12 protein-coding genes are annotated in these 14,090 nt (G+C 72.3%); 6 read left to right on the top strand and 6 right to left on the bottom strand.

Annotation, left to right across the window (positions count from 1 at the left end; all coding sequences use genetic code 11):
- Nucleotides 1-170 precede the first annotated feature (170 nt).
- Both AWX74_RS01815 and AWX74_RS01810 read left to right on the top strand, forming a co-directional pair.
- Entirely contained in the window at nt 171-1,235 is a 1,065-nt protein-coding gene (locus tag AWX74_RS01815) for a dTDP-4-dehydrorhamnose reductase family protein (protein ID WP_091270836.1), read from the top strand.
- Between the two features lie 67 nt (nt 1,236-1,302).
- Entirely contained in the window at nt 1,303-3,180 is a 1,878-nt protein-coding gene (locus AWX74_RS01810; protein WP_091270834.1) for a UDP-N-acetyl glucosamine 2-epimerase, read from the top strand.
- A 107-nt stretch (nt 3,181-3,287) separates the two neighbouring features.
- Here the strand turns inward: AWX74_RS01810 and AWX74_RS01805 are convergent, their stop codons facing one another.
- From AWX74_RS01805 to AWX74_RS01780, 6 genes are all read right to left on the bottom strand, one after another.
- On the bottom strand, nt 3,288-4,355 hold the full coding sequence (locus AWX74_RS01805; RefSeq protein WP_091270832.1) for a COX15/CtaA family protein: 1,068 nt from the start codon (nt 4,353-4,355) through the stop codon (nt 3,288-3,290).
- A 61-nt stretch (nt 4,356-4,416) separates the two neighbouring features.
- Nucleotides 4,417-5,223: an ABC transporter permease gene (locus AWX74_RS01800; RefSeq protein WP_091270830.1), complete on the bottom strand. Its 807-nt coding sequence runs from the start codon at nt 5,221-5,223 to the stop codon at nt 4,417-4,419.
- A gap of 1 nt (nt 5,224) precedes the next feature.
- Nucleotides 5,225-6,358 carry an ABC transporter ATP-binding protein gene (locus AWX74_RS01795; protein WP_091270827.1) on the bottom strand — a complete coding sequence of 378 codons (1,134 nt, stop codon included), beginning with the start codon at nt 6,356-6,358 and terminating at the stop codon, nt 5,225-5,227.
- Between the two features lie 50 nt (nt 6,359-6,408).
- Nucleotides 6,409-6,954 carry a transcriptional regulator gene (locus AWX74_RS01790; RefSeq protein ID WP_006542416.1) on the bottom strand — a complete coding sequence of 182 codons (546 nt, stop codon included), beginning with the start codon at nt 6,952-6,954 and terminating at the stop codon, nt 6,409-6,411.
- 304 nt (nt 6,955-7,258) lie between these two features.
- Entirely contained in the window at nt 7,259-8,752 is a 1,494-nt protein-coding gene (glpK, locus tag AWX74_RS01785) for a glycerol kinase GlpK (protein WP_091270825.1), read from the bottom strand.
- 415 nt (nt 8,753-9,167) lie between these two features.
- The gene (locus tag AWX74_RS01780; RefSeq protein ID WP_242666023.1) at nt 9,168-9,917 is read right to left on the bottom strand and encodes a hypothetical protein; all 750 of its coding nucleotides are present in this window, start codon (nt 9,915-9,917) and stop codon (nt 9,168-9,170) included.
- A gap of 399 nt (nt 9,918-10,316) precedes the next feature.
- Between AWX74_RS01780 and AWX74_RS01775 the strand changes: the two genes are divergently transcribed.
- The 4 genes from AWX74_RS01775 to AWX74_RS01760 are packed head-to-tail and all read left to right on the top strand — an operon-like array spanning nt 10,317 to nt 14,084.
- Nucleotides 10,317-11,150 (top strand): helix-turn-helix transcriptional regulator, encoded by an 834-nt coding sequence (locus AWX74_RS01775; protein ID WP_091270822.1) that lies wholly within the window; start codon nt 10,317-10,319, stop codon nt 11,148-11,150.
- Nucleotides 11,147-12,559, top strand: coding sequence for a Fe-S cluster assembly protein SufB (gene sufB / locus AWX74_RS01770; RefSeq protein WP_054566955.1), 1,413 nt, complete (start codon nt 11,147-11,149; stop codon nt 12,557-12,559). The genes AWX74_RS01775 and sufB overlap by 4 nt, the downstream gene beginning before the upstream one ends.
- Complete coding sequence (gene sufD / locus AWX74_RS01765; RefSeq protein WP_091270819.1) at nt 12,559-13,704, top strand: Fe-S cluster assembly protein SufD; 1,146 nt, start codon at nt 12,559-12,561, stop codon at nt 13,702-13,704. Before sufB ends, sufD begins: the two co-directional genes overlap by 1 nt.
- Nucleotides 13,701-14,084: a non-heme iron oxygenase ferredoxin subunit gene (locus AWX74_RS01760; protein WP_091270817.1), complete on the top strand. Its 384-nt coding sequence runs from the start codon at nt 13,701-13,703 to the stop codon at nt 14,082-14,084. The genes sufD and AWX74_RS01760 overlap by 4 nt, the downstream gene beginning before the upstream one ends.
- The last annotated feature ends 6 nt before the right edge of the window (nt 14,085-14,090 follow it).

Below are 14,090 nucleotides of genomic sequence, written 5' to 3'. Positions count from 1 at the left end.
CGGCTGGTCTCGGCGCGTCACCACCTCGGATGGCGATCAATTGACTACCTAGAGTCATACTTGCCTGGCGTTGGCTGGTTGGCAGCCAACCGGCGGAGACCAGAACGGCCGGAGACCGACCATCCGGCGTGTCGCCCCTGGCGGGACCACGGTCGGAGGAGGAGGAGCGGATGCGCGTACTGGTTCTCGGTGGCGACGGAATGCTCGGCGGCGAGCTGGTGCGCAGACTCGTCCGTGACCACGACGTCACCGCGACTGTCCGGGCGCACGCTCCGAGCTCGCCGTCGCCGGCCGACCGGGTCCTGTGCGGAGTGGACGTGTGCCACCCGGAGAGTCTGGTCGACGTGTTCGCGGAGACGCGCCCCGACGCGGTCGTGAACGCGGTCGGCCTGACCGCCCGGCGGGTGGGTGAACAAGGCATGCAAGCGGCGATCGAGGTCAATGCGCTGTTCCCACACCGCCTCGCCCGGCTGTGCGGCGCCGCGGGCGCGAGGCTCGTTCACGTCTCCTCGGACTGCGTGTTCTCCGGGCGGCTGGGCGAGTACCACGAGGACGACGTCCCGGATCCGGTCGACGCCCACGGGATGACCAAGCTGCTCGGTGAGCTGACCGAGCCGGGAACACTCACGCTGCGGACGTCGGTGCTGGGGCTGGAGACGGCCGCCGTTCCCGCCGGCCTGGTCGAGTGGTTCCTGTCCGCCACCGGCCGGATCCCGGGGTATCGCCGGGTCGTCTACAGCGGCGTCACCACCGCGGAGTTCGCCCGTTTCGTGCATCTCGCCCTGGTCGGGCATCCGGACCTGAGCGGGGTCTGGCACCTCGCCTCCGAGCCCATCACCAAGTTCGACCTGCTCACGATGCTGGCTGACCGGCTCGGCCGGCACAACCTGGAGATCGTTCCGAGCGACGACGAGGTGCGCAACCGGGCTCTCTCCGCACGTCGGCTGTGGTCGGTGACAGGCTACCGGCCGCCGGCCTGGGCGGCGATGGTGGACGAGCTGGCGACCGCGATCGAGCGGCGCGAGATCGAGGGCTCCAGACGCGGTTCCGGGCACGTCGCGGACGTGCCCGGAGTGCGCCGGGCGGCATCAGCCGGCCGCCTGACACCGACGTCGCTGCCGACGGCGACGTCGGCCCCTACCCCTGCCCCTACCCCTGCGTCGGCGTCGGCGTCGGCCGAGGCCTCGGCGTCGGCGGGCGCGTCGGCGTCGAACGGAGTGCGCGCCGACGCCTGAACCGTGGACCGAGCCAGTAGATCTTCTCCGGTGACAGTGGATCTTCTCCGGTAGAGAGGAGAACGACGTGTCGAGAACGACGGGTGGCACCGACAACGGGGACGGCGAGGAGCCGGCCCGGACGGGCTTCCTCCGGGGGCTGCTCCCCGGTGGGAGGTCGCAGCGCCAGCGCGGTGCGGCGGCTTCGGGTTCCGTGTGGTCGGACCCGCTGCGCTCCGCCCCGGACGGTGCGGTCGCGCCTGTGGACGCGGAGGTGGACGCGGGCGCCCCGGATTCCCCGGCCCGAGGCGGCACAGGTGCCCGGGGTGTCCTGGAGGGACTGAACGCCCTGGATGACGTGGGTGTGCTGAATGCTTCGGCCGGGCGCGATGACTCGGCTGGGCTCGGTGGTGCGGCCGAGCCGAGGCCCCAGCTGCCGCACCGGATTCCGGTGGCCAGGTCCGGGCCGCGCCCAGGTGGTCTGGTGGGCACGGCGGACGGTGCCGTCGGGGACGGCACCGTCGTCCGGTCCGGTCCGACCGTGCCGACGGCGCCGTCGACCCCGTTCACCCCCGCCGGTCCGGCCGGGCCGGCGGCGCCGACCGTGCCGACCGTTCCCAGCCGCCGGCTGTCCCCGGACCGGGACCGGGACCGGCAGGCCGCCCAGCGGCAGGCCTCGGCGGCCCGCGCGACCGTCCCCCAGCACGGGCCGCGTACGGAGATCGTGGGCGAGCCGTCAGCCGCGCCGACGGTGCGCCGCGGCCCCGCCGAGCATCGGCCGCGGGTCATGGTCCTGGTCGGCACCAGGCCTGAGCTCGTCAAGCTCAGCAGGGTGATGGTCGCCCTCGAACGGGCGGTCGACCTCTGCCTGGTCCATTCGGGGCAGAACTACGACTACGAGCTCAACCAGGTCTTCTTCGACGAGCTGGGCATCCGCAAACCGGACCACTTCCTGGACGCCGTCGGAGCGAGCCCGGCGGAGACCATCGGCCGGGTCATCGCCCGCGCCGACGCGGTCTTCGCGGACGAGTCCCCCGACGCCCTGCTGCTCTACGGGGACTCCAACACCACGCTGGCGGTGATCGCGGCGCGGCGGCGGCACATCCCGGTGTTCCACATGGCGGCGGGCAACCGCAGTTTCGACGACCGCGTGCCCGAGGAGATCAACCGCCGGCTCGTCGACCATCTCAGCGATGTCAACCTCGCCTCGACGGAGCATGCCCGCCGGAACCTGCTGGCGGAAGGCCTGCCGACGCAGCGGATCTTCGTCACCGGCTCGCCGATGAAGGAGGTCCTGAACGCCTACCTGCCGCTGGTCGAGGCCTCCGAGGCACTCACGACGCTGGGCGTGACGCCTGGCCACTACCTGGTCGTCAGCGCGCACCGGGAGGAGAACGTCGACCGTCCCGAGCTGCTCGCCGGCCTGCTGGAGACGCTGAACGGGCTGGCCGCCCGCTACCGGGTGCCGGTCATCGTGTCCACCCATCCACGGACCAGGGCGCGCCTCGACGCGCTGGAGGCGACGGGGCGGGCGCCGTCGGTTGACGGCCTCGTCCGGTTCTGCCGGCCCTTCGGGTTCGCGGACTACATCGCGTTGCAGCGGGCCGCGCTGTGTGTGGTCTCCGACAGCGGGACGGTGACGGAGGAGGCGTCCCTGCTCGGCTTCCCCGCGGTGGTGATCCGCGAGGCCCATGAACATCCGGAGGGGGTCGACACCGGTGCGGTGGTCTCCTGCCTGCCCCGCCCCGACCGCGTCCTCGCCGCCGTCGGCCTGGCCACCGGCGAGGCGAGGGGCAGCCGGACGAACGGCCCCGTCTCCGCCTATGACGTGGACGACGTGTCCCGGCGGGTCGTGCGGATCATCATCAGCCACATCGACTACGTCCGCCGGACGGTCTGGTACGAGCGCCCGGCGGCCGGCGCAGACGAGCCCACCTCCGGCGGGACCCCGCTCGTCTCGCCCTGAGCTGGTCCGGACGCTGGGTCGGTCCGGACCCTGAGCCGGGTCCGGAGCAGCGGCTCCGGGGTGTGGTGTCAGGCGGTGCCTGTCACTGTGGTGTCAGGCGGTGCCTGTCACGCGGTGGCGGGTGCGGGAGCTGGGACGCGCGCCGCGGAGCCGGCCCAGGCGGCCTCGGTGGCCGGGGCCCGTTCGCCCATCGCCAGCCAGAGCTGGATGGCGACGATCCACATGATCGTCGCGCCGGCCATGTGCAGGCCGACGAGCAGCGCCGGGATGCCGAGGAAGTACTGGGTGAACCCGATCGCGGCCTGGGCGACGACGGTGAGCAGCAGGGCGTGTGCGCTGCGCCGGGCCTCGGCGGGAACGGGAGCGAGCCGCACGGCGAAGATCATGGCGAGGGTGAGGCCGGTGAGGACCATCGCGCCGTCGGCGTGGAGCTGCGCGACGTTGACGATGTCGAAACCGAACCGCTTGGTGTCCTCGCTGTCGCCGCTGTGCGGGCCGGTGCCGGTGACGACGGTGCCCAGGGCGAGGACGCCCGCGGCGACCACGACCACGACCCGCGCGAGCCAGGCGAGCTCCGGCCGGACCGCCAGCGGGGTCGGCCCGTCGGCCTGCCGGGCCCGGCGGTGCAGGGCGACGGCGTTGAACAGCAGCACCATCGACAGCAGGAAGTGCGCGGCCACCGTCGCCGGGTGCAGCTTGACCAGGACGGTGATGCCACCGAGCACCGCCTGGCCGACGAAGCCCAGCCACAGCCCGAGCGAGAGCAGCAGCAGATCGCGCCGCTTCTCCTGGAGCAGGCGCGCCGCGATGGGCAGGGCCAGCACCACGAGGCCGACCACGATGCTGATCAGCCGGTTGCCGAACTCGATCGCGCCGTTGATCGCGTAGGCCGAATGGGGGGTGAACGAGCCGTCACCACACTGCGGCCAGGTCGGGCAGCCGAGCCCGGAGCCGGTCAACCGCACGGCACCGCCGGTGACGACGATCGCCGCGAGCAGGACGACGCTGGCCAGCGTGAGGCGCCGGAACATGCGCAGCCCGATCACCGGGAGCCGGCCGGTGCCCGCTGCCCGGGCCGCACGGCTCGCCCGGGGCTGGTGGGTGCCGGCAGGGCTGGCGTCGCCGCCGGCGCGGGGCTTGCTCCGACGAGTGGTAGAAGATGGCATCGCGGCCATAGTAATCCGCCCGGTGCCGGCCGACGGGGTGTGCGCCGCCACTACCGGGGTGCCACCCGCCCTACTCCCAGCGGAAGAACCTGGCAGCCAGCCCAAGGGCACCGACGGACCACGCCGCCAGCACGATCAGGTTGCCGGCGCCGGGCCCGGCGCCCTCGGCGAGCACCGCGCGCAGCCCGTCGGACAGCGCCGCGGTCGGCAGCCCCTCGGCCACCACCCGCATCCAGCCGGGCAGCTCCTCGAGCGGGAACACGACCCCGCCGATCAGCAGCAGCAACAGGTACACCCCGTTGGCCGCGGCGAGTGTCGCCTCGGCCCGCAACGTGCCGGCCATCAGCAGTCCCAGTCCGGAGAAGGCTGCCGTCCCCAGCAGCACCAGCAGGACGACCCAGCCCGCACCCGCCGCCGAGCCGTGCGGCTCCCAGCCGACCGCGAACCCGACCGCGACGAGCAGGACCAGCTGGACGATCTCCACCGCGAGCACGGCCAGCGTCTTGCCTGCGAGCAGGATCGACCGCGGCAGCGGCGAGGCACCGAGCCGCTTGAGGACGCCGTAGGAACGCTCGAAGCCGGTGGCGATCGCCTGCCCGGTGAACGCCGTCGACATCACGGCCAGTGCCAGCACGCCGGGAACGAGGAAGTCCACCGAGCGCTGTGCGGCCCGCGAGGTGGGCAGGACGTCCACGGCCGCGAAGAAGACGAGCAGCCCGATCGGGATGATCAGGGTGAGCAGCACGGACTCGCCGCGGCGCAGGGTGAGGGTCAGCTCGAGCCGGGTCTGCGCGGCCAGCATCCGCCCGCGGGACGCGGCTCCGGGCGCCGGGCGGAGATCCAGCACGGGGGCCGGTGTGGCCTCGATGACACTCATCTCACTCCAGCTCCGTCCCGGTCAGGTCCAGGAAGACGTCCTCCAGGGTGCGCTGCTCGACGCGCAGGTCCTCGGCGAGCACACCGTTGCTGGCGCACCACGCGGTGACCGCGGCGAGCAGCTGCGGGTCGACGGTGCCCTGCACCAGGTAGTGACCGGGCGGGTTCTCCCAGCCGGTCGTGCCGTCGGGCAGGGCGAGCAGCAGGCGCGCGACGTCGAGGCCGCCCGGGGCGCGGAAGCGGAGCTGGCCCTCGGCGCCGCCGCGGGTGAGCTCGGCGGGCGAACCGGCCGCGACGACCCGGCCCCGGTTCACGATCACGACCTGGTCGGCGAGGCGCTCGGCCTCGTCCATGGCGTGGGTGGTGAGCACCACCGTGACGCCGGACAGACGCAGCTCCTCGATGAGCTCCCAGGTGTCACGGCGGCCCTGGACGTCGAGACCGGCGGTGGGCTCGTCGAGGAAGACCAGCTCCGGGCGGCCGACGACGGCCATCGCGAGCGAGAGCCGCTGCTGCTGGCCGCCGGAGAGCCGGCGGAACGGAGTGCCGGCCACCTCCGCCAGCCCGAGCCGTTCCATCAGCGCGCCGGTGTCGAGCGGGTGGGCGTGGTGCGCGGCGATCAGGCGCAGCATCTCGCCGGCGCGGGCACCCGGGTACATCCCGCCGGCCTGCAGCATCACGCCGACCCGCGGGCGCAGCGCGGCCGCGTCGCGTACCGGGTGCAGCCCGAGCACGCGGACGCCGCCGCTGTCGGCGGAGCGGAAGCCCTCGCAGATCTCGATGGTGGTCGTCTTGCCGGCACCGTTCGGCCCGAGGACCGCCGTCACGGACCCGGCCGAGACGCCCAGCGACAGCCCGTCGACCGCGCGTACCTCGGCCGGCGGCGGGATGCCCTCATCACGCTTGGTCGTGTCGCCCGGCGCGCGGTCGTGGGCGTCGTGGGCGGGCCGGGCGTCGCGGGCACCGCCGCGGGACCGGGACCGGCCACGTCTCGACGGGGCTGGTGACCCGGCCTGCGCCTGCGTCGCACCCGCCTTCAGGTACCGCGGACGTGCCTGCCCCGCACCCGACGCACCCGCTGCCCGCCGGTAGGTCTTGACCAGCTCGGTCAGCTCGACTGCCAGGACCTCGGTCACGCCGCTGATCCTACGGACTGCGCGGGGGTGCTCGGCGTGAGCTGATCGCTTCAGTGGCGGGGCTGGGAGCGTGCCGGCCGGACCACGGGCGACCGCCGGCGCACGGTGGTGGGAGCCGCGTCGTCGGGCTCGATCAACGTGCCCCAGGCGCCGAGGCGTTCGTAGAGGACGGCCGGGGTGGTGCTGTACAGGCGGGACAGCGACTGCAGGTCCGATCGCCGCAGGCGCAGCACATCGCGGGAACTGTCCGACCGCAGCACCTGCACGATCGCGATCCACCGGCGCAGCGGGCCGGTCCGCGTCGGGGGCAGCTTCCGCAGCCTGCGCAGGTCGATGACGAGCGGGGGCAGGTCGTCGGTCTCGCGGCGTTCGACCGGCGGCGGGACCAGCAGGGTGGCCGGCACGTCATAGAGCTCCGCGAGCTCGACGAGCCGGTGCACCCGCAGGGTGCGGCTGCCGCGTTCGTAGGCGCCGAGGGTCCCGGCGGTCCACCGGCCTTCGGTACGTTCCTGGACGTCGAGGAGGGACAGGCCACGTCGGTTGCGGGCCGCCCGCAGGCGGCGGCCGAGTTCCAGGGCGTAGTCCGCGTCGGTCACGGTCTCCGTCCGGGGGTTAGGTGCGCGGCGAGGAGACGCCAACCGCCCCCTGTTACAGGTTGGCAAAAATCCCGTCGCCGGACAGCCGCTTTTCTCAATTCGGCGCGATCTACCGTTGGCTTTAAGTGGTCCTGCGGCGTTGTCCGGGTGTGGGACATGATGGTCCGTCGTGAGGGAACTCGGTTAAACGCGGGCGGATCGCCCGTCCACCCACCAGCTCATGGCCCGACCGCCCGCGGGCCGGCCAGGTCGGTCGCGGGCCGGGCCGGGCCGGGCCGAGCCGGTCAGCCGCGAGCCGGGCCGGTCAGTCGCGGTCCCAGCCCCGGGAGCGCTCGACGGCGCGCAGCCACTGGCCGTACAGCTCCTCGCGCCGGTCGGCGCTCATGGACGGCTGGTACCTGACCGCGGTGCGCCGCCGGGCGTCGAGTTCGTCGCGCCCCGAGTACAGGCCGGTCGCCAGTCCCGCCAGGTAGCCCGAGCCGAGCGCGGTCGTCTCGGTGTTCTCCGGGACGTCCACCTCGATCCCGAGGATGTCGGCCTGGAACTGCATCAGCCACGGGTTGCTCGCCGCGCCGCCGTCCGCCCGCAGCTCGGTGACGGTCACGCCGGCGCCGGCGGCCATCTCCTCGACGACGTCCCTGGTCCGGTAGGCGATGGCCTCGAGCACCGCCCGGGCCAGGTGCGCCCGGCCGGTGGCCCGGGTGAGGCCGATGATCATCCCGCGGGCCCGTGGATCCCAGTGCGGCGCGCCGAGCCCGGCGAGCGCGGGGACGAAGTAGACACCGTCGTTGCTCTCCAGCGACGCGGCCAGCGGCGCGGTCTGGGCGCTGTCGGAGATCACGCCGAGGGAGTCCCGCAGCCACTGCACCGCGGACCCGGTCGACAGGATCGCACCCTCCAGCGCATACGCCGGCGGCTCACCGTCGAGGCCGAAGGCGACGGTGCGCAGCAGGGAGGACTGCGGGGGCGGCAGCACCGGGCCCGTGTTCACCAGCACGAACGACCCGGTGCCGTAGGTGTTCTTGGCCTGCCCGGGGTCGAAGCAGCCCTGGGCGAACAGCGCCGCCTGCTGGTCACCGACGACCGCGGCGATCGGCACCTCGACACCGAGGAAGACCTCGGGGTCGGTGTGGGCGTAGACCTTCGAGCTGGGCACGATCCGCGGCAGCGGCTCGGGCGGCACGTCCAGCAGCTCGAGCAGCTCGGGTGACCAGTCGCCGCGGGCCAGGTCGAACAGCATCGTGCGAGAGGCGTTGGTGACGTCGGTGATGTGGGCCCGGCCGCCCGTCAGGCGCCAGACGAGCCAGGAGTCGACCGTCCCGAACGCGACCCGGCCCGCCGCGGCCTCCCGCCGGGCGCCGGGCACATGGTCGAGCACCCAGGCGGCCTTCGTCCCGGAGAAGTACGGGTCGAGCACCAGGCCGGTGCGTTCCCCGACGAGCTCGCCGTGACCGGCCGCGGCCAGGCGCTCGCAGGCCCCCGCCGTGCGCCGGTCCTGCCAGACGATGGCCGGGTACAGCGGCCGCCCGGTGCTGCGCTCCCACAGCACGGTGGTCTCGCGCTGGTTGGTGATGCCGATCGCGGCCAGGTCGGATGGGCGCCGCCCCGCGTCGGCCAGCGCGTCGGCGACCGCCGCGACGACGCTGCCCAGCAGCTCCTGGGGGTCCTGCTCGACCCAGCCGGGGCGGGGGAAGGAGACACCGATCGGGCGGTGGCCGCGGCCGACGACGTCTGCCTCGTCGTCGAGCAGGCAGACCGTGGTCCCGCTGGTCCCCTGGTCCACTGCCGCCACGAGCATCGTCGCGCTCCTCCGAGGCCGATCCGCGAGCCGGGTCCAGCAGACCGCGGCCAGTCGCTGAGCCGGCCAGTCACTGAGCCGGCCAGTCACTGAGCCGGACGGCCCCACCACGCCGGACGACCACGGTAGACGACGGATCCAGCAATGCGCCTCAGTGGCTCCCTATCCACATCTGGTGACGGTGTGTGATGTCGGGATGTGCTGTCGGTCGGTGCCAACCAGCCGCACGGCGACCCGCCCGGGACCCCGAGCCCTCGGACAGCACCAGCAATTCACCTCAAAAGGGCCAAAAAGGGACGCAGATTCGCCTGGTGATCCGCAAGAGTGAAGGATTTTGGTCGTCGGAACAACCGAAATCCTTCACTCTTGCGACCCGCCAAACCGGGCTACCGGCTACCGGGCTACCGGATACGGATCAGGAGAGCGAGGCGAGGTCGACGGCGCCGGCCGGTGCCGTGATCGAGACCTTGGTGCCGTAGTCGGAGAACTCCATCCGGCCCTGCTCACCGTTCAGCATGTCCAGGCGCAGCGGGACGGGGTCGCCGGTGTTGGCCGCCCACAGCCGGGTTCCCTCCGCGCTGCCCGCCGCGACCGCCTGGCGGCCGGCGAGGTCCTCGGTGGTGACCTTGCCGTCCAGCGCCGCCACGTACTCGCCGATGGCCATGGCGAAGCCCTCGATCGTGAAGAGGCGGTACTGCTCGGCGTCCTCCGCCGGGAGCCGTACCCATTTGTCGGCCAGCAGGTCGGCCGCGTCACCTTCGCCGATCGACTCGTAGTAGGCGCGGCTGCCCTTGGTGTAGGTGTCGTCCGCCACCTTCACGATCTCGGTGACGACGGAGCCGGAGGTGATGGTGCCCCGGGCCGACGAGCCCGACAACACCAGGTCGTAGCGGGTCGACCCCTCGGCGGACGGGTCCTGGGCGGTGCCGACGACGTGCACGCTGCCGGCGGAGTTCAACGCATCGACAGAGCGCGTTCCCACCTCGGCCGCGGACGCGTCCTGCAGGCCGTTGGTCTCCTCGCCACCGCAGGCCGCCAGGGCCAGGACCATCGCCGCGACGACGGCCACGACTCGGCCGGCGGCTCGCCGGGCGCCCAGGCCGGTCCCGCCGATGCCCGCCCGGCCGATGCCCGCCTGGCCTGGGCCCGGCCAGTCCGTGCCCACCCGAAGTGTGGCTGTTCGCTGTGGGACAGGTCGCAGTGCGGCCGATCCGGCCGGCCCGGCCGGCCGCCGGGTGGCGGGTCGTGAGGCCGCCGGCCGCGGGGCGGTTGGCCGCGGCGCGCTGTCAAGGTCGCCGCCGCGGTCATCGGGGTCACGGTCGAGGTCAATAGCGCGAATCGTCCGCATCTGCAGGTCGCCCTCCTGTGCCGTGGCGTGCGAGGCGCAGTCTCCCATCCCCCGGATGGGCCGGTTCTGGGTGGGTACCGGGCGATCGGTCCCTTTGCGACGGAGACGCCCTGTCAGCTGTTGGTGATCCGGCGTCATGAAGGACGTCGCGAGGGCGACGGGTGATCTCGGGCTCCTCGGTTCGACCGCGTCACGGAAATAGGGCACACTGGTGTTGTGAAATCCGAGCAGGAGGCCCCTACGGGTGCGGCGTCCACGGGTGTGACCGACGGTCGCACCCGTGATCGTGTCGTGCGCCTTCTGCTTGAGCGCGGCCCGTCGACGGCCGCCGATCTCTCCCACGAGCTCGGCCTGTCACCCGCGGCCGTCCGGCGGCATCTGGACGCGATGACCTCGGACGGCACCATCACGACCGCCTCGGCCGTGGCACGTGGCCCACGCGGGCGGGGTCGTCCGGCCAGGCGCTACGCGCTGACCGAGGCCGGGCACCGGGCCGGGCCGACGGCCTACTCCGATCTCGCGGCCAACGCGCTGAGCTTCCTCGCGAAGGCCTGCGGCCCGGACGCGGTGGCCGAGTTCGCCCGGGCTCGCGGAGTCGACCTGGAACGCCAGATCCGCGACGAGGTCGTCGCGGTCCCGCCGGCGGACCGCCCGGAGGCGATCGCCGCGGCCATGACCCAGGCCGGGTACACCGCCAGCGTCTCCGAGCTGCCGTCAGGCACCCAGATCTGTCAGCATCACTGCCCCGTCCAGCACGTGGCCGAGCAGTTCCCGGCCCTGTGCGAGGCCGAGACGGCGATGCTGTCGCGCCTGCTCGACACCCACGTGCAGCGGCTGGCGACGATCGCCCATGGCGACGGCGTCTGCACCACGCACATCCCGGTGATCCCCGTGGAGGCGATCACGGTGCTTCCCCCACCGTCAGCGGGGGGCGCCGTGGCCGCCGAGCCCGGGTCGGCGCCGGCCAGGTCAGCACAGGGTGTATCGCCCGACATGGCCCCGTCCGGGCAGACATCACAACCATCCAATATTTCGGAAGGTTCTCTATGACCACCTCTGCCGAGACCGCCCTTGAGGGCCTTGGCTCCTACCGGTTCGGCTGGGCAGACACGGACGCCTACGCCGTCGACGTGGAACGCGGCCTCTCCGAAGCAGTCGTGCGCAGCATCTCGGCAAAGAAGAGCGAGCAGTCCTGGATGACGGATCTGCGGCTCAAGGGGCTGAAGCTGTTCGAGCGCAAGCCCATGCCGACCTGGGGCGCCGACCTGTCCGGCATCGACTTCGACAACATCAAGTACTTCGTCCGCTCGACGGAGAAGCAGGCCGCCGACTGGGACGAGCTGCCCGAGGACATCCGCGCCACCTATGACCGGCTCGGCATCCCCGAGGCGGAGAAGCAGCGCCTGATCGCCGGTGTGGCGGCGCAGTACGAGTCCGAGGTCGTCTACCACAAGATCCGTGAGGACCTCGAGGAGCAGGGTGTCATCTTCCTCGACACCGACTCGGGCCTGCGTGAGCACCCGGAGATCTTCCAGGAGTACTTCGGTTCGGTGATCCCGGTCGGCGACAACAAGTTCGCCGCGCTGAACACCGCCGTGTGGTCCGGTGGCTCCTTCATCTACGTGCCGCCGGGCGTGCACGTGGAGATCCCGCTGCAGGCCTACTTCCGGATCAACACCGAGAACATGGGCCAGTTCGAGCGGACGCTGATCATCGTCGACGAGGGCGCGTACGTCCACTACGTCGAGGGCTGCACCGCGCCGGTCTACTCGTCCGACTCGCTGCACTCCGCGGTGGTCGAGATCATCGTGAAGAAGAACGCGCGCTGCCGTTACACGACCATCCAGAACTGGTCGAACAACGTCTACAACCTGGTGACCAAGCGGGCCGCGTGCCACGAGGGCGCCACCATGGAGTGGATCGACGGCAACATCGGCTCCAAGGTGACGATGAAGTACCCGGCCGTGTGGATGCTCGGCGAGCAGGCCCACGGCGAGGTGCTCTCGGTCGCCTTCGCAGGTGAGGGCCAGCACCAGGACGCCGGCGCCAAGATGGTGCACGCCGCGCCGCGCACGTCGTCCACCATCGTGTCGAAGTCCGTCGCCCGCGGCGGCGGCCGGACCTCGTACCGTGGCCTGGTCCAGATCAACGAGGGCTCGCACTCCGCGAAGTCGACGGTGAAGTGCGACGCGCTTCTGGTCGACACGGTCAGCCGCTCCGACACCTACCCGTATGTCGACGTCCGTGAGGACGACGCCTCCATCGGGCACGAGGCCAGTGTCTCCAAGGTCGGCGAGGACCAGCTCTTCTACCTGATGAGCCGTGGTCTGTCCGAGGAGGAGGCCATGGCGATGGTGGTGCGTGGCTTCATCGAGCCGATCGCGCGCGAGCTGCCCATGGAGTACGCCCTCGAACTCAACCGGCTCATCGAGCTCCAGATGGAAGGCGCAGTCGGCTGATGGCCGTCATCGATGCCACGGGACGCCCTCCCGCGCAGGCTGGCGCAGCTCCGCGTCCCGTCCGGTCCCGTGACCCCGAGGACCACGCAGTACCCGGCGGCCGTGAGGAGGCGTGGCGGTTCACCCCGCTGCGCCGCCTGCGCGGCCTGCTGAACGGCCCGGCCGCCGACAGCAGGATCGACGTGAAGGTCTCCGCGCCGGAAGGCGTGGAGATCGAGCGGCTGGCGCCGACCGACTCCCGGATCGGCCGCGTGCTCACCCCGGCCGACCGACCGGCCGCGTTCGCCATGGCCCGGTCCGACGGCGGCCTGTCCGTCACCGTCCCGGCCGAGGCGGCGCTGACCGAGCCGGTCGTCATCCGCCTCGGTGGCAACGGCGGGGTCAGCTATGAGCACGTGCTCGTCGAGCTGGGCCCGTTCGCCACCGCGACCGTCGTGCTCGACCATGTCGGCAGCGCCACCTTCGCCGGCAACGTCGAGGTGTACATCGGCCACGGCGCCGCGCTGACGTTCGTCACCGTCCAGGACTGGGCCGACGACTCCGTCCACCTGGGGGCGCACGCCTACTCGGTGGGGCGCGACGCCCGCCTGCGCTCGTTCACCGTGACCCTCGGCGGCGACCTGGTTCGGCTCAACCCGACGGTGGAGTACCGCGGGCCCGGCGGTGACGCCGAGCTCTACGGCCTGTTCTTCACCGAGGCCGGCCAGCACCAGGAGCACCGCCTGTACGTCGACCACCAGGCGCGGAACTGCCGCAGCCGGGTCGCCTACAAGGGCGCGCTGCAGGGCGACGGGGCGCACGCGGTGTGGATCGGCGACGTGATGATCGGCGCCGACGCCGTCGGCACCGACACCTACGAGCTGAACCGCAACCTGGTGCTCACCGACGGCGCGCGCGCCGACTCGGTGCCCAACCTGGAGATCCTCACCGGCGAGGTCGTCGGCGCGGGCCACGCGAGTGCCACCGGCCGGTTCGACGACGAGTCGCTGTTCTACCTGATGTCGCGCGGCATCCCCGCCGACGAGGCGCGCCGGCTCGTGGTCCGCGGCTTCTTCGCCGAGATCGTGGACCGGATCGACATCCCCGAGCTGCGTGAGCGCATCATGGCGAGAGTCGAGGCGGAGCTGGCGGCGGTGGGCGTATGACCCCGTCGAACAGCCCGGCCGGCACGGCCAGCACCAGCACCGACACTGGCACCACCGGCTGGCGGCGGGCCTGCGCCGCCTCCGACCTGGCCGACGAGTCCGCGCTCGGCGTGGAGATCGACGGCCAGCCGGTGTGCGTCGTCCGGTCGGGCGGCCGGTTCTACGCCGTGCGGGACGAGTGCTCGCACGCCGACGTGATGCTCTCCGAGGGCGAGGTCGAGAACGGCCTCATCGAATGCTGGTTGCACGGCTCCCAGTTCGACCTGACCACGGGTGAGCCGACCAGCCTGCCGGCGATCGAACCGGTGCCCACCTACCCAGTGACCATCGACGGCGACGACGTCCTCGTCGACCTTCACACGAACCCGAAGCGAGGGTGACGACAG

This window comes from Parafrankia irregularis, assembly GCF_001536285.1.
GTDB lineage: Bacteria > Actinomycetota > Actinomycetes > Frankiales > Frankiaceae > Parafrankia > Parafrankia irregularis.
This window is presented reverse-complemented; position numbering and strand designations above follow the sequence as displayed.